Genomic DNA, 16624 nt, shown 5'->3' with positions numbered 1-16624 from the left:
TTTGGCATGAATCTGCCCCCCACAGTTACAGAACGCGCCTTTGAACGTCTCGCCGAGATCGGCGCAGCCGATCAGGGACAAGCCCTGCGCGTCGCAGTGGAAGGCGGCGGATGTTCCGGATTTCAATACGAAATCGCGCTGGACGAGCCGAAAGAAGACGACCTTGTGCTGGAAGGCAAAGGCCAGAAAGTGATCGTCGACGCGATTTCGTTGCCGTTTCTGGAAAACGCGGTGATCGATTTCACGCAGGAACTGATCGGCGCTCGGTTTGTGATCGAGAATCCCAACGCTACCTCTTCCTGCGGCTGCGGCACTTCATTTTCAATGTGACCTTGCCCTGCCCGCGCGGTTGAGGGATAGATCAACCGGCAGCCAGCCGGAGGATCGCGCATGAAAATCGCCACGTTCAACATCAACGGCATCAAAGCGCGAGCCGAAGCCCTGCCCCGTTGGCTGGATGACGCGCAGCCGGACGTCGTTTTGCTGCAAGAAATTAAATCAATCGACGAAAACTTCCCACGCGAGCTGTTTGAAGAGCGGGGCTATAACGTCGAAACCCACGGGCAAAAGAGCTTCAACGGCGTGGCGATCCTGTCCAAGTTGCCACTTGAAGATGTGACTCGGGGCCTTCCTGGTGACGACGAGGACGAACAGGCCCGTTGGATTGAGGCGACCGTCATTGGCAAAAAAGCACTTCGGATCTGCGGTCTGTACCTGCCGAACGGTAACCCGGTGCCGGGTCCGAAATACGAATACAAGATGTCCTGGATGGAGCGGCTATATGACCGCGCGGGCGATCTGCTGGCGAGCGAAGAGCCCGCGCTGATGGCTGGGGATTACAACATCATCCCGCAGGCCGAAGACGCCAAACGTCCAGATGCATGGCGCGAGGATGCTCTGTTCCGGCCGGAAAGCCGTGCGGCGTTTCGCAAAATCCTGAATCTGGGGTTCACCGAAGCGTTTCGCGCCGTCACCCAAGGTCCTGAGCATTATTCGTTCTGGGACTACCAAGCCGGTGCCTGGAACCGCAATGACGGGATCCGTATCGACCATTTCCTGCTTACGCCGCAGGCCGCCGATCTGTTGCGCGATTGCAGGATTGATGCCGAGATACGCGGGCATGAAAAGCCCTCGGACCATGTCCCCGTCTGGGTCGACTTGGACCTGTGAAACCTCAGGCCGTCGCGTCGTAGCTGTAAATCCAGTCGTATTTCCGGGACAACCGTGGCCCGACCGCCATCAGAGCGGCCTGTGCGACCAAGCGCATCGGGCCGCGCAGATGAAAATTTCGGGCGTTGGACCCAGCCGCGGCAACTACGCGTTGCGCCCTTTGATGACGGCGGGTTTCATAAGTGGACAGCGCCTGCTCTATCCCGGATTGGTCATCAAAAGATCGGGCCAGGACCCACGCATCTTCAAGCGCAAGACAGGCACCCTGCGCCATAAATGGGAGTGTCGGGTGAGCCGCATCCCCTAACAATGCAACACGCCCATTCTGCCAGCGTTCGGCGACGGGCCGCAGAAACAACGCCCAGATATGGGGTTCCAGTACCTGCCCCAGGATTTCCCCGACCACGCCGCCAAAGTCGGAAAATCGTGCGCGCAGTTCCTCGGGATCACCGCGTCGTCGCCAGCCTTCTTCCTGCCAGTCGGATCGTTCCTCGATCGCTACGACGTTCATCAGTGTGTGTTCGCGCAGAGGATACGTTACAACATGCCGGCCCGGTCCCATCGTCAGAACGGCCCAGGGTTTGTGATCGCGACGCGCCCAAGGAATCGTCGCCCGCCAGGCCACCTGATGGGTGAATTTCGGTGCTTCGGGCCCGTTCAGGTCTGCGCGGATCGTGCTTCGCCCACCGTCGGCGGCAATCGCACAATCAACGCGCAGGTTTGCACCATCTTCCAGAATAATCTCGGCATCGAAGGGATGTCTGCGCACCTGCGCAACTCGTGCGCCCAGTCGAAACTCGACACCGTCCCGAAGCGCTGCTTTGTGCAACAATCCCAGCAGGTCAGCACGATGGTAGTAATAGGTCGGTCCAGCGACTGGGGCCGGTATCTCGCTAACAGACCGCCCTGCCCGGTAGTCGCGCAACACTGTTCCGTAAGACCGCTGGCCCGCCTCGGGTGTTTCACCGACAACGTTCAGGGCACGCAGTACGACCATTCCGTTGGCGCTGATCTGCAAGCCGGCGCCGACCTCGGTCAATTCGGCGGCCTGCTCAAAAACCACGACCTTAGCGCCGCGCTGCCGCAACGCCAGAGCGGCAGCGATCCCACCTATACCACCGCCGATGATGCCAAATTTCAGACCGTTGATATTCATATCACTGGCTTAAAGCAAAAACGCCGGAGCAAAAGGCCCCGGCGTTTGAGAATTCTGATTTTTCCAGCGATCAATCGTCGCGGTGGACCTTTTCGCGGCGCTCGTGGCGTTCCTGCGCTTCTAGCGTCATGGTTGCAATCGGGCGCGCATCAAGACGTTTCAGCGAAATCGGGTCGCCCGTCTTCTCGCAATATCCGTATTCGCCTTCGTCGATCCGGCGCAGGGCCGAGTCAATCTTGGCCACCAGCTTGCGCTGGCGATCACGTGTCCGTAGTTCCAGCGCACGATCAGTTTCCTCGCTTGCGCGGTCTGCGACGTCCGGAATGTTGCGAGTGTTGTCCTGCAGCCCTTCGATCGTATCGCGGCTGCCTGCCAAAAGTTCAGTTTTCCAATCCAGCAGCTTACGACGAAAATACTCTAACTGCTTGTCGTTCATGAATGGTTCGTCTTCGGCTGGACGATAATCCTCTGGCAGAAATACTTCCTGCTTCATTTTTGCTCCCTCGGTGTGGCCTGCAACGCCGGTCACCTTTGCTTCACCTGACATGCGGCAATCCCCTTCTGCGGAGCGTTTATCCGACAGCGGGGGGAATGTCACTATGGAAACTTAGCCCGGCTGCGCGCTGTTTCAGGTCATCTAAATATGAGACTTAAAACAACAAATCCTTGTTTTTCTGTGAAAATTGGCAGGCTTTTTTGCGGCGCTCCCAAAATTGTCGCGCCCCATGTTAGCGCCCGAATCAACCAAAGGCATTGGAGTCGCACATCAATTTCGCCCTGCGCGACGTAGCGACCTGTCTTGTCAAATTTTTCACCCCGCTATAACCCCAAGGACAAATGCCGCGCGATATTGAATGAGGGGCCCATGACCGCACGTTTCCAAGGTACAGCCGAATATGTTGCCACCGATGACCTGACAATTGCAGTGAATGCCGCCGTTACGCTGGAACGTCCCCTGCTGGTCAAGGGTGAACCCGGAACCGGCAAGACCGAACTGGCCAGACAGGTAGCAGGCGCGCTGGGGCTGAAGATGATTGAGTGGAACGTGAAATCCACCACCCGCGCGCAGCAAGGCCTGTACGAATATGACGCGGTCAGCCGCCTGCGCGACAGCCAATTGGGTGACGAGCGCGTACATGACGTGTCGAACTATATTCGCAAGGGCAAACTGTGGCAGGCCTTTGAGACCGATGAAAAGGTCGTGCTGCTGATCGATGAGATCGACAAGGCCGATATCGAATTTCCCAATGATCTGTTGCAAGAGCTCGATAAGATGGAGTTCCATGTCTACGAAACCGGGGACACCATCAAAGCCAAAAACCGCCCCATCGTGATCATCACCTCGAACAACGAAAAGGAACTGCCCGACGCGTTCCTGCGACGCTGTTTCTTCCACTACATTCGCTTCCCGGATGAGGCGACCATGCGCCGTATCGTTGACGTGCACCACCCGGGCATCAAGGATGCATTGCTGACCACAGCGCTGACCCAGTTTTACAAAATCCGTGAAACGCAGGGGCTGAAAAAGAAACCGTCGACCTCGGAAGTGTTGGACTGGCTCAAGCTGTTGCTGGCCGAAGACCTGACCGCCGAGGACCTCAAACGCGACGGGGCCAATGCGTTGCCCAAGTTGCACGGCGCGCTGCTGAAAAACGAGCAGGACGTTCACTTGTTTGAACGTCTCGCCTTCATGGCGCGCAGCAAACGCTGAGAATTTTGAACACTTGGTGATCCCTGCTTGCCTTGCGGGGGGCCGGGTGTCAGCATTGGCCAAAAGGCCGTCCGGCGTCGTCGGGCAGTTCGGCCTGACGACATAGGAGCCATTGCGTGTCTGACACCTTCAATATCCGGGCGCTGCTGCCCGAAGATCGCGCAGAATGGGCCGAGATGTGGCGCGACTATCTGGCGTTTTATGAAACGACCGTGCCGGATCAAACATATGACAGCACCTTCGCACGGTTGCTGGGCAATGATCCCAACGATTTTTCCTGCTTCGTGGCCGACGCGAATGGTCAGCTTGTCGGTCTGACCCATTACCTGTTTCACCGCCATGCGTGGAAAGAAGAAAGCGTTTGCTACCTGCAAGACCTGTTCGCCCGGCCCGAGGCGCGCGGAACCGGCGTTGGCCGCGCGTTGATTCATGCGGTGTATGATGAGGCCGACCGGCAAGGCGCGCCATCCGTCTATTGGCTGACGCAAGAGTTCAATCACACAGCGCGCAAGCTCTATGATCGGATTGGCAAGCAAACGCCCTTTATCCGGTATCAACGCCCATGATCAGGGTCGCTGCGGTCCTGATTGGCTTTGCCGTCGCCGGATGCACCGCGGTTACCCCCCCTGAACCGCCAACACGCGTCAAGGCGATCGAGGCAAACCTGCCGCCCGCCAAAGCGTTCACGTCAACCCGACCAAGACCACCCGCTAGGTCGAACGCTAATATTGCGTCCGATTTCCTTTCCCTGCACTTCGCGCTCGAAGGCGGTGCCACCCTGCGCGTCTTCACCCGGTTCGAGGGCCCCGTCACCGTTCGGCTTACGGGATCACCCACACCGTCAATGCAGCGCGATCTGACCCGGTTGTTGACGCGTCTGCAACGCGAGGCCGGGATCGACATTCACCAGATAACGGATGGCCAGGCCAACATAACAATCGAGGCCGTTAGCCAGGAGCAGATCCAGCGCATCCTGCCGCAAGCCGCCTGTTTCGTGGTTCCCAACGCATCCAGCTTTGAGGAATATCGACAGGACCGGCGCAAACGCAAAAGTAGTTGGACCGCGCTGCGCAGCCGCGAACGGCTGGGCATTTTCATTCCCTATGACGTGAGCCCGCAGGAAAAGCGCGACTGCCTGCACGAGGAACTGGCACAGGCTCTGGGGCCGCTGAATGACCTGTATCACCTGCCGGATTCGGTGTTCAACGACGACAACATCCACACCATTCTGACCGGTTTTGACATGCTGATTCTGCGCACGGCTTATTCGCCCCAATTGCGCAGCGGCATGACACGCGAACAAGTGCAAGCCGTTTTGCCCGGCATTCTCAGCCGGCTGAACCCGCGCGGCAACACTTTACCCGCGCAACCTGTTTCGGACACACCGCGCGAGTGGATCAACGCCGTCCAAAAGTCGCTTGGATCAAGGCCAAGCACCCGCAACCGGGTGAAAGCCGCGGAAAGAGCGGTTCAGATCGGGCAGGAACAGGGCTGGATCGACCATCGGCGAGCATATCCGCATTATATTCTTGGCCGAATGGCGCAATTCGACAATCCGCAAGAAGCGATCCGACACTACGAAATTGCCATGCAATTTCTGCGCTCAGCACCGGGAACAGAAATCCATCAGGCTTATGTGACCACGCAAACCGCAGCCTTCGCGCTTTCGCAGGGAAAAGGACCAGAGATCCTGCCCGAATTGGACAAGGCAATTGCTGTCATGTCGCGGGCCGAAAACGCCGCTCAATTGGCAACTCTGTTACTGTTGAAATCCGAAGCGCTCAATCAAGCCGGACGCCCGAAACAGGCACGTACCGTCAGGCTGGACAGTCTGGCATGGGCGCGATACGGCTTTGGCTCGGAAGTCGTGGTCCGGTCGCTGATGCAGGAAGTTGCCGAAGGTCCGTCCACCAACAACAGAGGCGGATAACGCATGGTCGTAGTTTTGGGAATGGCGTTATTGGGGGCGATCCTTGGCGCGATGAAGGCTCGCAAACGCAATGGCAGCGGCGCGGATATTGCCCAATATGCGGCCGGTTACGGCATCGCATTTGCCATTGTAGGTCTGGTGCTTTCCCTGATCCTGGTTCGTTTGGTGGGTTAACGAATGTTTCTGCCCTTTTTCGAAAACCTCCGCAAAGCAAGCATTCCCGTATCACTGCGCGAGTATCTGACTTTTTTGGAAGGCATGAAAAAGGGCCTGGCGACCTATGATGTCGAGGCGTTCTATTACCTCGCTCGCGTGTCGATGGTGAAGGACGAGCGCAATATCGACAAGTTCGACCAGGCCTTTGCCGCCAGTTTCAAAGGTCTGGAAGAGATCAGCTTTGATCAGGTACTCGAAGCTGTCGATATCCCTGCCGAATGGCTGGCCAAGATGGCCGAGAAACACCTGTCAGACGAAGAAAAAGCCGAGATCGAGGCCATGGGCGGCTTTGAAAAACTGATGGAGACGCTGCGCGAGCGTCTCAAGGATCAGGAAGGCCGCCATCAGGGTGGCAACAAGTGGATCGGCACCGCCGGGACGTCGCCGTTCGGGGCCTATGGCTATAACCCAGAAGGTGTGCGTATCGGCCAAAAGGAAAGCCGCCATCAGCGCGCCGTCAAAGTGTGGGACAAGCGTGAATTCAAGAACCTGGACGACACGGTTGAACTGGGTACGCGCAATATCAAGGTCGCGCTGAAACGCCTGCGTCGTTGGGCCCGCGAAGGTGCGGCCGAGGAACTGGATCTGGACGGCACGATCCGCGCCACCGCCGAACATGGCTATCTGGACGTCAAAACCCGCCCCGAGCGTCACAACGCAGTCAAAGTGCTGTTGTTTCTGGATGTGGGCGGCTCGATGGATCCACATATCAAAGTTGTCGAAGAGCTGTTTTCCGCTGCAAGAACCGAGTTCAAGCATTTGGAATATTACTACTTTCACAACTGCCTGTATGAAGGCGTCTGGCGCAACAATCACCGCCGATGGGATCAGCAGACCTCGACCCACGAGGTACTGCGCACTTATGGTTCAGACTACAAGTGCATCTTCGTCGGCGACGCCTCGATGAGCCCTTATGAGATTGCCTATCCCGGTGGTGCGAATGAGCACTGGAACCAGGAAGCCGGTCAGGTCTGGCTGCAACGCGCGCGCGGGCAGTGGACATCAAATCTGTGGATCAACCCGGTGCCGGAAAAGTACTGGGAATACACCCATTCCATCGGCATGATCCGCGAGGTTTTCGAGGACCGCATGGTGCCGATGACGCTGGCCGGGTTGGAACAGGGCATGCGGGAACTGACCCGCTGACCATCAGATCTGCAGGACCGGCGCCCAGGCAATGCGGAACGAAACCGCAAGGAAAAACAACACGCTGCCTGTCAGAACGAAGACATGCCAGATCGTGTTGTGGAACGGTAACCAATCCAGAAGATAGAAGGCGATGCCCGCGGTATAGACGATGCCTCCGGTGATCATCAGCGCCACAACAGGTTGCGACAAGTCGGCGAGTAGTGATTGACCCGCCCAAACAGACGCCCATCCCATCAACACATACAGCGCCAAACCGAACCAACGGAACCGGTGCGGGTCGATCATCTTCAGGATTGATCCAAGCGTCGCAGATGACCAAAGACCGATCATGAGCCCGGTCATTGAGGCACCAGAAAGCATGATGAACGGCGTGTAAGTACCTGCAATCTTGACGTAAATCCCAGAGTGATCAAGGCGTCGCAGCAGCTCGCCCCACCTATCTGATTGCACCATGTTGTACAAAGCCGAAAACGACAGCATCAGGATAAGCGTGAAGCCGTAGACCGAGACCCCAAGAACTGCGGCAGGCTCGGTCCGATATAGGGCGGTCAACGCGATCAGCGCCGGAACGGCAACAATTGCCGCTGCAACGCCAAGGACATGAACAACGCCATCACTGACTCTTTCAGCCCGGCTATAGGCTGGTCGGATATCGGCAAATGACCACATAGTTTCAAAGTTATGGCGCAACCTGCCCTGCGACAAGTCTGGCAGCCGCTGTGTTTCACCTGTTCACCTCAGTTTGATTGCCCTCAAGCGGAATACCGGCGGCGATTTTCTTTTGCGCAGTGGGCCGTTGGAAGCAATGGACAACAATCTTGTTGTTTAACGCAGAGTTTATGACACTGGGCCAGTTGCCTATTCCCCTGCCCGGAACCATATTTGTAATATGCTACGTCTGACCCCGATCCTGCTGGCGATCGCCTATGCCATTGTGATGTACCGGATTTCCGTCTGGCGCACCCATAGGGACCTGGATGCAAAATCGACTGAGCTGGCCGACCCTGCCCTGAAACGCATGACCGACCGGCTGGCTGCAGCGTTAGAGATCGACCGGGTGCCGGTCTACATCTACGAGATTGACCCCGTGAACGGTCTGGCGGCACCGGACGGTCGGATTTTTATCACGCGTGGATTCTACCGCAAATTTCGCAGCGGCGAGGTTTCCGCCGAAGAAATGGCCAGCGTCATCGCGCATGAGCTCGGTCACGTGGCGCTGGGGCATGCGCGCCGTCGGATGATCGACTTTTCCGGACAGAATGCGCTGCGGGCCGCATTGATGATGCTGCTGAACCGCTTTATCCCGTTCATCGGCGCGTGGATCGCCAATATGCTGACGCACCTGTTGGCGTCGCGCCTGTCGCGCAGTGATGAGTATGAGGCTGATGAGTATGCCGCCGCTTTGCTGACCAAAGCCGGGATCGGGATCGGACCGCAGAAGTCGCTGTTTCACAAGCTGGAAGACCTGACGCAGCAGCGTGCTGGCGTTGTGCCCGCCTGGTTGATGAGCCATCCAAAAACAGACGAACGGATCGCTGCCCTGGAGGCATTAGAGCAGCGTTGGAACCGTGGCTGATCTAAGGGCAGCGAGAGGCCAGCCTATAGTGCTCTCCGGGATATTTTTAGCCAGATGAAGCTGGATCCCGTTTACGCGGCGAGCGCTTTGCCCAGACGTGGGAGGCGGGCTTTTTTCATAAGCGGGCGCAGGGTCCATTGGTCGCCCGACAGGCGGTTGGCCTCGGCCAGGACACGGTTGGCTGTGTCGCTCATACCGTCGGGATCGGATTGCCAGAAGCTGTGCAGCAGACCGTCTGGATCGCGGCGATCCAGCCCTTCCTCGGACAGGATGTTTCGGGGAAAGTCCTTGGCGTTGACAGTGACGATCACGTCCGCCGAGGATGCAACAGCCGTTGCCAGAACGTGGATATCCGCACTGTCCGGCAGCCAGAGCCGCTGTTCGACATTGGTTGCCGCAGGAAACTCGGCTTTGGGCCAATTGGCTTGCGCCAGTGCGATTTCGGCGCGGGCCTGAGCCTCGCCTGTTGGGCCCAGCTTACGGGCCGCACGCGCCCATTCCTCGAGGATGCGGGCCGACCACACGGGGGTGAAATGGCCTAGTTTGGCAGCGCCGAGCAGCATCTCTCGCATCACCGTAGGGTAGATGACGCAGGTATCCAGAACTGCTTTCACAGCCGGTAGAACACAGCTTTGAGATAGCCGCTTTCAGCCAGTTGCGGCAGTTGTGGATGGTCGGGTCCGGCAAAGCCTGTATGGATCAGTTGCGCCTGTCGCCCTGCCCGACCAATCCCACGAGACGACGCGTCGCGGAACCGACCCAGATCAGCCGCGTGCGAACACGAGCACAGGCCCAGATAGCCGCCGGGTATGACCAGAGCTGCCGCCAAACGGGCCACACGTTCATAGGCACGCAGGCCCGCGTCCAGCGCTTGTCTGGAAGGTGCAAAGGCTGGCGGGTCGCAGATGACGACGTCGAACTGCGCGCCCTCTTCACCCAATTGGGTCAGGACCTCGAAGGCATCGCCTTGACGGGTTTGGAACGTGTCTGCAAAACCAGAGGCCTCGGCCCCTTTGGTCGCAAGGTCCAGCGCGGCTGCAGATCCATCTACAGACAGCGCCCGGCCCGCGCCACCGGCTAGCATTGCCAGCCCGAAACCACCCACATGGCTGAACACGTCCAATACCTGCGCGCCGGGTTGGACAAGTCGCGCCGCGAAGGCATGGTTCGGGCGTTGGTCATAGAACAGACCGGTTTTCTGACCGCCGGTCAGATCGGCCATGTAGGTCGCGCCGTTCATCGGCACCGGTAGCGGCGCATCGGGCGCGGTGCCACGCAAGGTGAGGTTCACATCATCCAAACCTTCCAGCCCTCGGGTCCGGCCCGAGGCGTTTTTGAGCACGGTTGTCACGCCGGTGACAGTGACCAGAGCCTCGGTCAGAGTTTCCAGATGCGCCTCGGCCCACGCGGCATTGGGCTGGATCACACAGGCATCGCCGAACCGGTCGATAATGACGCCGGGAAAGCCGTCCGCTTCGGCGTGGATCAGGCGATAATAGGTTGCGTCGAACAGGCGTTCGCGCATCTCAAGCGCGCGGCGAAGGCGGGTTTCGAACCACGCGGCGTCCAGTTGCACGTCCAGATCGCGGTCCAGAACGCGGCACATGATTTTGGAGTCAGGATTCACCGCAACCAGTGCAATGGGCGCGCGTTTGTCATCCTCAAGCACCGCCAGCGCCCCTGCCGGGATTTTACGCGTCCGGCGATCCGTCACGATGTCATTGGCATACACCCAAGGAAAACCGTGGCGCAGGCCACGTGCGTTGGCTTTGGGTTTCAGGCGGATACGGGGGTGATCGGCAATTTGGGTCATGACGCCCTCATAGTCGCGAACGCCACGGGGGAAAAGCCCTAGCGGTCGCGAGACCGCCAACCGCCCCGCCGCTTGGGGGTTTTGGCAGATTGCAACCCCTCAGCCAGCACCTGCGTCATCGGGTGATCCGCGTCCTGCTGGGAATAGGCGGCATGCAGATCGATCAGCGCCTGGGATTGGTCCCGTTCAGCGGGCAGGCTCAGCGCCCAGTCCAGAAAGATGCTGCGGCATTCAGGCAACGTGATGCCTTCGATTCGGTACGCTTCGCGGATCAACCCTTTGTGATCATTTGGATCTTTACTCTGCGCCATCATCTTCGTCCCTGATCACGCCGCCAATGATCCCGACGGCCGTGCTGTAGCTGTCTTGCAGCGCGCTTTGCAGCTGTTCAACCTGTTCAAATCCAGTCGCGCGGCACAGGAAGGCAGCCCCCCCTTCGCCGACCTTGTCAGCTTCGATGACCTTGCCGGACAACAAACGCGCCGCGCATTGCACGGACCAGCATAGGTCGTAGCAGTCCTTCAACGTTTGCGCCTGAGCGACGTCCAGCGAACCAGCAGCGACGGCGCCGTCCAAACCGGAATGCACATCGCGCTGTACGACGCCTGACAACAGCGCCCCGGTTTCTGCCATCAGTTCAATATCCATCATCCGGCCGGGGCCGTTTTTGGCGTCCCAGATCCCCGCAGGTGATTTGGCTGCGGCCAAGCGGGCGCGCATCTCGGCCACTTCGCGCAGGGCCCTCTGATGGTCACGCGGTTGCGACAGCAGGGTTGTGCGGAACGTCTCGATATCTTCGGCCAAACCATCGTCTCCGGCGATAACGCGGGCCCGTGTCAGGGCAAGGTGTTCCCAAACCCAGGCCTCGTTTTGCTGATAGTTGGTAAAGCTGGCCCAACTTGTCGCCACCGGCCCCTGATTGCCTGACGGACGCAGGCGCATATCGACCTCATACAGCCGCCCCTGCGACATCGGCGCTGATAGGGCCGTGATCAGCGCCTGCGTAAACCGTGCGTAATAAGTGCGGGTGGCCAAGGGGCGCGGGCCGTCGGACATATCCTGATCCAGAGGGTCATAGATCACGATCATATCCAGATCGGATTGCGAGTTTATTCGCCCAGCCCCAAGGGACCCCATGCCCAGCACGGTTGCACCGCGCCCCGGGGCCGGACCGTGTTTACGGGCAAACTGTTCGGACACACGCGGTAGGATCGCAGCGATCACAGCGCTGGCAAGCTGAGCGTATTGCTGCCCCGCCTGTTCACCATCGATCAGCCCGCGCAGGTGATGAACGCCAACGCGGAAGTGCCATTCCTTGCACCAACGGCGGGCCAGATCGAGCTGGCTTTCGTAATCCGCTTCCTCCGAGAGGGCCTGATCCAGATCCGCCTGCAGCGTGGCCTGCCCCGGCCAGTCGCTAAAGAAACTCCCGCCGATCACCGCATCAAACACCGATGCATTGCGCGACAGATGCGCCGCAAGCGCGTGGGATGTCCCGACAATATCAATCAGCAGGTCGATCAGTTGGGGGTTGGCCTCAAACAGTGAAAACAGCTGAACGCCGGCGGGCAAGCCTGACAGAAAACCATCCAGCGCCCGCAGCGCCTCGTCCGGTTGCGCCGTTTTTGCCAAACGCGATAGCAGCTCGGGTTTGAGACGTTCGAAAATCCGCGCGCCGCGTTGCGATCGCAGTGCGGGATATGTCGTCCAGCGGGCCAGAACGTTCTGGTCAAAATCCACTTCGCCAACTGGCGCGCGCGTTGAGGAACCGGGCGCAAAAAAGCCTTCGGTCAGTTCGTGCACTTCGGTCAGCCTGTGGGTCAGGTCACGGGTCAGTTCGTCGACGTCTATCCCCATCAGGCAGGCAACGCGTTCTATCCCGTCCGGCGATTGCGGCACCTTGTGGGTCTGAGCGTCATGGACCATCTGGATGCGGTGTTCGACCTCGCGATGGGCGCGGTAGTGATCGGTCAGCTTGTCGGCCACGTCCTGCGGGACCCAATTCTTTTCGGCAAGGGCCGCCAATCCGGGCACTGTACCGCGCACGCGCAAGTCAGGGTCTCGACCCCCAGCGATCAACTGGCGGGTCTGGGTAAAGAACTCGATTTCGCGAATGCCGCCCTGCCCCAGTTTCATGTCATGGCCTGGAATGGTCAGAGCACCGCCGGTTCCCTTATTTTCACGTATGCGCAGCCGCATGTCATGGGCGTCCTGAATGGCAGCAAAATCCAGGTGACGCCGCCAGACAAAGGGGCGCAGCGTATCCAGAAACCGTTGTCCTGCCGCAATATCGCCAGCGCATGGGCGTGCTTTTATATAGGCCGCGCGCTCCCACGTGCGGCCAAGGCTTTCATAGTACCGCTCGGCCGCCTCAGCCGCCATGCAGACCGGCGTTACCGCTGGGTCCGGGCGCAGGCGCAGATCAGTGCGGAATACATACCCATCCGCTGTCTTGTCGCTGAGCGTGGCGCAGAAATTGCGCGTCGCCCGCACCATGCCTTGCCGAGCTTCGTAGAAGTCATCGGGATCAAACCGGGTCTCATCGAACAGAACGATCAGGTCGATGTCCGAACTGTAGTTCAACTCGTACGCGCCCATCTTGCCCATCGCCAGGACAATCATCCCGGCGGCGGTTTCGACATCGTCCGGCCCCATGCCCGGAAGTTTGCCGCGCCGGATCAGGTTGGCGATCTCGGCCTTGGCCGCCACATCCGCCGCCAACGCGCCAAAATCGGTTAGCGCCGCGGTCACCTTTTCCAACGGCCAAGCGCCCGCCAGATCGGCCAGAGCGGTCAACAACGCCATCCGTCGCTTGGCCAGCCGCAGCCCCGGTTTCAACTGATCCGGCGGTAACATTCGCGCAGCCTGCAGAACGTCGGCCAGCGCTTGTTCGGGGTGTTGCAGCGCTGAGGCCAACCAATCGCTTTCGTGATCGATCAAGTTTTTCAGATAGGGGCTGGACCCTGCTGCCCCAGCGATCAACTCGCCTTGATCGGAGGTAATGCCGCTGACCGCCGCGCGCGCATCATCGCCAAGAGACTGATCGAATGCACGTGGCAGGCGCTGAATGGAAAGAGGCCCGGTCATTTCCCCTCCAGCGGTGTATCCTGGCTGAAACTGTTGACCCAGACGTCATGCCGCCGTTCCCAAAGCGACGAGATTAGCATCGCCTCCCAACCCTCGGCCTCGGGTCGCTGATAGTCGGCCCGGTATGACAGCAGAACAATGTCGGACGTCAAAACCCGCAACCGGGTGTCGCTTAGCTCATAGCGCGCCATCGTCGGCGCGTCGGCGAACTGCCCCACATGATCATCCCGGTTCGCAAACCCCGTCGGATAAACCCCGAGGAAATCTGGGCTCAGCAACGCCCGGTCAGCAGCCGCATTGCCTTCCATCAGGGCGGTCCAAACCTGCTTTTCCAGGTTTAGAATTTCATCCAGCGTCGGAGGTGTCGTATTTTCAACATGTTGCATAGGCGGAAAGTGCGCCCGTTCCGCAGCAAGGTCAACCGTCGCAAAATCCAAAATGTAAATCATTTTTACATCGGCCCCTTGCAACCCCCATTTCAGTCCCCATCTAGACAATGTGAACGCAATTTACATCAAACCCGGAGAACCCAAATGACCGCATTGTCCGACCACGCCGTCCCACAAAATCCGGGGTGGCTCTCTCGTGCCGAAGCCTGGATGGATGACAAGGGCAAAGGGGCCTGGATCGCCGCCATGGTCCTTGGTTTCATCTTTTTCTGGCCCGTTGGCCTGGCGCTTCTTGCCTATATGATCTGGAGCAAACGCATGTTCAGCAAATCCTGCAGCCGTCGCAAATCCTGGCACAGCCACATGAGTGCGATGAAGCCATCCGGCAATAGCGCGTTTGACGCCTACAAGTCCGACACCCTGGCCCGGCTCGAGCGCGAACAACAAGAATTCGAGTCCTTCCTGCGCCGCCTGCGCGATGCCAAGGACAAGGCCGAGTTTGACCAGTTCATGGATGAACGCGCCCGTGAAAACAACGATGAGGCTGAAAACGGCGAACGCGCCTAAGCCGACCTTGCCCTGTCCCGACATTCGGGACAGGGTGTCCAAAAATCTCAGCCGGAAATCAAAATATGACCCACCTGCCCGACCCAGACCGACAGCCGGAGTTTTACCAGTCTGTCGCGACCAAGCGTTTTATCGCCTGGCTGTTCGACATCGCCTTTATCTCGCTGTTGTGTACGGTGGCCATCCTGCTGACCTTTGGTCTGGGCTTTTTCGTCCTGGCCCTGATCTATGCCGTCGTCAGTTTCGTCTACCGCGTGATTACCATTGCCAATGGCTCGGCCACACTGGGCATGCGCTTTATGGGGATCGAACTGCGCGATTCATTTGGATCCCGGATGGATTTGGGCAAAGCGGTGGCCCACACAGCCGGTTATTTTGTCAGTATGGCGTTTCCGGTCATTCAGATCATCTCGGTCATCATGATGCTGACCAGCGCACGTGGCCAGGGACTTACCGATGCGTTCCTTGGAACTGTCATGATCAACCAGCGCGCGTAAAAAATTCAACGACGTGAATCACTTGGCGGTTTTAGGATCGGTTGTTATCATCCGGTCCAAGGAAACACGGAACGTTCATGCGACACACGCTGCCAATCGCGCCACAATTCTATGTGACGGCCCCACAGCCTTGCCCTTATCTTGAGGGCAGGATGGAGCGTAAATTGTTCACTGCCCTTCAGGGGGAAGGTGCGGATCAGCTGAATAACTCATTGTCCCAACAAGGGTTTCGCCGATCGCAAAACGTGTTGTACCGCCCGTCCTGCTCCGATTGCGCGGCCTGTCTGTCGGCCCGGATCGACGTGACGGCTTTTCGTCCGAGTAAGAGCCAGAAACGCGCGGCGAAACGCAACGCTTACCTGCAACGCAGGGCGAACTCACCCTGGGCCACGGACGAGCAATACGAACTCTTCCGCCGCTACCTGGATACCCGCCACGCGGATGGTGGAATGGCCGATATGGACGTTTTCGAGTTCGCCGCGATGATCGAAGAAACCCCGATCCGCAGCCGGGTCGTGGAATATGCCGACCCTAAATCCGGGGATCTGATCGGCGTCAGCCTGACAGATGTCCTGGATGACGGCCTCAGCATGGTCTACTCGTTTTATACCCCCCAGCAACCGCAGCACTCGCTGGGCACATACATGATCCTCGATCACATCGACATCGCGCGCGAAGCCGGATTGCCATATGTCTACCTTGGATACTGGGTGCCGGGCAGCCCCAAGATGGGTTACAAAGCGCGCTTCTCAGGGCTTGAGGCCTATTACCAGGGCGAATGGATAAGCGTAAACAACCCATCTGAACTGACGGATTCCAGCCGCCACCCTTTGTCAACCGCACCAATCGCGGAACAGGTTGCCAGCATCCAACTGCCCGACCGCCACCCCACCAAAGGCTGATATCCCATGACCCAAAGTCTTTTCGCCGTCACCCTCGTGGTGCCGGACTACGACGACGCGATCGCCTTCTATACCCAAACACTCAGTTTCACCCTGCTGCAGGATGTTGATCTCGGCGGTGGCAAACGCTGGGTTCGGGTTGCACCGCCAGGTCCGGGCGACGCGTCCCTGCTGCTGGCCAAGGCAGATGGCCCAAGCCAGACCGCTGCCGTTGGAAACCAAACCGGCGGGCGTGTCGGCTTTTTCCTTCAAACGGATGATTTCCAACGTGACTACAACGCGATGGTCACGGCAGGCGTCCATTTCGAGGAAGACCCGCGCAATGAGCCCTATGGCATCGTCGCCGTCTGGCGCGACCCCTGCGGCAATCGCTGGGACTTGATCCAGTTCACCTGATCCGCACTTCATCTGGCAAAAAATATCCCGGGGTTGAATTGGTCGCAGACCAAGAAAGGGGCAGC

The 16624-nt window shown here is 58.8% G+C and carries 20 protein-coding genes; 12 read left to right on the top strand and 8 right to left on the bottom strand.

The window, feature by feature from the left end:
• The first annotated feature begins 6 nt into the window (after window positions 1-6).
• Complete coding sequence (locus tag DHN12_RS00150; protein ID WP_058277565.1) at window positions 7-330, top strand: iron-sulfur cluster assembly accessory protein; 324 nt, start codon at window positions 7-9, stop codon at window positions 328-330.
• Window positions 331-390: 60 nt separating this feature from the next.
• Window positions 391-1170, top strand: coding sequence for an exodeoxyribonuclease III (gene xth, locus DHN12_RS00145; RefSeq protein ID WP_108858384.1), 780 nt, complete (start codon window positions 391-393; stop codon window positions 1168-1170).
• Window positions 1171-1174: 4 nt separating this feature from the next.
• Here xth and DHN12_RS00140 read toward each other — a convergent pair whose 3' ends face one another.
• The gene (locus DHN12_RS00140) at window positions 1175-2326 is read right to left on the bottom strand and encodes an FAD-dependent monooxygenase (RefSeq protein WP_108858383.1); all 1152 of its coding nucleotides are present in this window, start codon (window positions 2324-2326) and stop codon (window positions 1175-1177) included.
• A 70-nt stretch (window positions 2327-2396) separates the two neighbouring features.
• Window positions 2397-2819: an RNA polymerase-binding protein DksA gene (dksA, locus tag DHN12_RS00135; RefSeq protein WP_058274529.1), complete on the bottom strand. Its 423-nt coding sequence runs from the start codon at window positions 2817-2819 to the stop codon at window positions 2397-2399.
• A 372-nt stretch (window positions 2820-3191) separates the two neighbouring features.
• On the opposite strand from dksA, the gene DHN12_RS00130 reads away from it, so the two are divergent.
• The 5 genes from DHN12_RS00130 to DHN12_RS00115 all read left to right on the top strand — a co-directional run bounded on the left by DHN12_RS00130 (window position 3192) and on the right by DHN12_RS00115 (window position 7329).
• Window positions 3192-4037 (top strand): MoxR family ATPase, encoded by an 846-nt coding sequence (locus tag DHN12_RS00130; RefSeq protein WP_108858382.1) that lies wholly within the window; start codon window positions 3192-3194, stop codon window positions 4035-4037.
• Window positions 4038-4153: 116 nt separating this feature from the next.
• Complete coding sequence (locus DHN12_RS00125; RefSeq protein ID WP_373455747.1) at window positions 4154-4603, top strand: N-acetyltransferase family protein; 450 nt, start codon at window positions 4154-4156, stop codon at window positions 4601-4603.
• Complete coding sequence (locus tag DHN12_RS00120) at window positions 4600-5967, top strand: DUF2927 domain-containing protein (RefSeq protein ID WP_108858381.1); 1368 nt, start codon at window positions 4600-4602, stop codon at window positions 5965-5967. Before DHN12_RS00125 ends, DHN12_RS00120 begins: the two co-directional genes overlap by 4 nt.
• Before the next feature lie 3 nt (window positions 5968-5970).
• Window positions 5971-6141, top strand: a complete 171-nt coding sequence (locus DHN12_RS24565; protein WP_186437468.1) for a hypothetical protein — start codon at window positions 5971-5973, stop codon at window positions 6139-6141.
• A 3-nt stretch (window positions 6142-6144) separates the two neighbouring features.
• On the top strand, window positions 6145-7329 hold the full coding sequence (locus tag DHN12_RS00115) for a VWA domain-containing protein (protein ID WP_108858380.1): 1185 nt from the start codon (window positions 6145-6147) through the stop codon (window positions 7327-7329).
• Window positions 7330-7332: 3 nt separating this feature from the next.
• On the opposite strand, the gene DHN12_RS00110 is transcribed toward DHN12_RS00115, so the two are convergent.
• Window positions 7333-8001, bottom strand: a complete 669-nt coding sequence (locus DHN12_RS00110; protein ID WP_108858379.1) for a hemolysin III family protein — start codon at window positions 7999-8001, stop codon at window positions 7333-7335.
• A 220-nt stretch (window positions 8002-8221) separates the two neighbouring features.
• On the opposite strand from DHN12_RS00110, the gene DHN12_RS00105 reads away from it, so the two are divergent.
• Window positions 8222-8908, top strand: a complete 687-nt coding sequence (locus DHN12_RS00105) for a M48 family metallopeptidase (protein WP_108858378.1) — start codon at window positions 8222-8224, stop codon at window positions 8906-8908.
• A gap of 71 nt (window positions 8909-8979) precedes the next feature.
• Here the strand turns inward: DHN12_RS00105 and DHN12_RS00100 are convergent, their stop codons facing one another.
• From DHN12_RS00100 to DHN12_RS00080, 5 genes are read right to left on the bottom strand one after another with little or no spacing between them, the layout of a single operon-like run.
• Entirely contained in the window at window positions 8980-9522 is a 543-nt protein-coding gene (locus DHN12_RS00100; RefSeq protein WP_108858377.1) for an RSP_2648 family PIN domain-containing protein, read from the bottom strand.
• Entirely contained in the window at window positions 9519-10721 is a 1203-nt protein-coding gene (locus tag DHN12_RS00095; protein ID WP_108858376.1) for an RSP_2647 family RNA methyltransferase, read from the bottom strand. The genes DHN12_RS00100 and DHN12_RS00095 overlap by 4 nt, the downstream gene beginning before the upstream one ends.
• Window positions 10722-10759: 38 nt before the next feature.
• Window positions 10760-11032: a hypothetical protein gene (locus DHN12_RS00090; protein ID WP_108859046.1), complete on the bottom strand. Its 273-nt coding sequence runs from the start codon at window positions 11030-11032 to the stop codon at window positions 10760-10762.
• Complete coding sequence (locus DHN12_RS00085; protein ID WP_108858375.1) at window positions 11019-13808, bottom strand: glutamine-synthetase adenylyltransferase; 2790 nt, start codon at window positions 13806-13808, stop codon at window positions 11019-11021. The genes DHN12_RS00090 and DHN12_RS00085 overlap by 14 nt, the downstream gene beginning before the upstream one ends.
• Window positions 13805-14194: a nuclear transport factor 2 family protein gene (locus DHN12_RS00080; protein ID WP_234416514.1), complete on the bottom strand. Its 390-nt coding sequence runs from the start codon at window positions 14192-14194 to the stop codon at window positions 13805-13807. Before DHN12_RS00080 ends, DHN12_RS00085 begins: the two co-directional genes overlap by 4 nt.
• A gap of 147 nt (window positions 14195-14341) precedes the next feature.
• Between DHN12_RS00080 and DHN12_RS00075 the strand changes: the two genes are divergently transcribed.
• From DHN12_RS00075 to DHN12_RS00060, 4 genes are all read left to right on the top strand, one after another.
• Window positions 14342-14764, top strand: coding sequence for a DUF2852 domain-containing protein (locus DHN12_RS00075; RefSeq protein ID WP_108858373.1), 423 nt, complete (start codon window positions 14342-14344; stop codon window positions 14762-14764).
• A 65-nt stretch (window positions 14765-14829) separates the two neighbouring features.
• A complete protein-coding gene (locus DHN12_RS00070) occupies window positions 14830-15261 on the top strand; it encodes an RDD family protein (RefSeq protein WP_058274521.1) in 432 nt (143 codons plus the stop codon).
• A 77-nt stretch (window positions 15262-15338) separates the two neighbouring features.
• Entirely contained in the window at window positions 15339-16163 is an 825-nt protein-coding gene (locus DHN12_RS00065; RefSeq protein ID WP_108858372.1) for an arginyltransferase, read from the top strand.
• Window positions 16164-16169: 6 nt separating this feature from the next.
• Entirely contained in the window at window positions 16170-16559 is a 390-nt protein-coding gene (locus tag DHN12_RS00060; protein WP_108858371.1) for a VOC family protein, read from the top strand.
• The last annotated feature ends 65 nt before the right edge of the window (window positions 16560-16624 follow it).

Origin of the sequence: Ruegeria sp. Alg231-54 (assembly GCF_900143525.1) — a bacterium.
Classification (GTDB): Bacteria; Pseudomonadota; Alphaproteobacteria; order Rhodobacterales; family Rhodobacteraceae; genus Ruegeria.
Note: the sequence above shows the minus strand (reverse complement) of the source record. Positions and strands in the feature narration are given on the sequence as shown.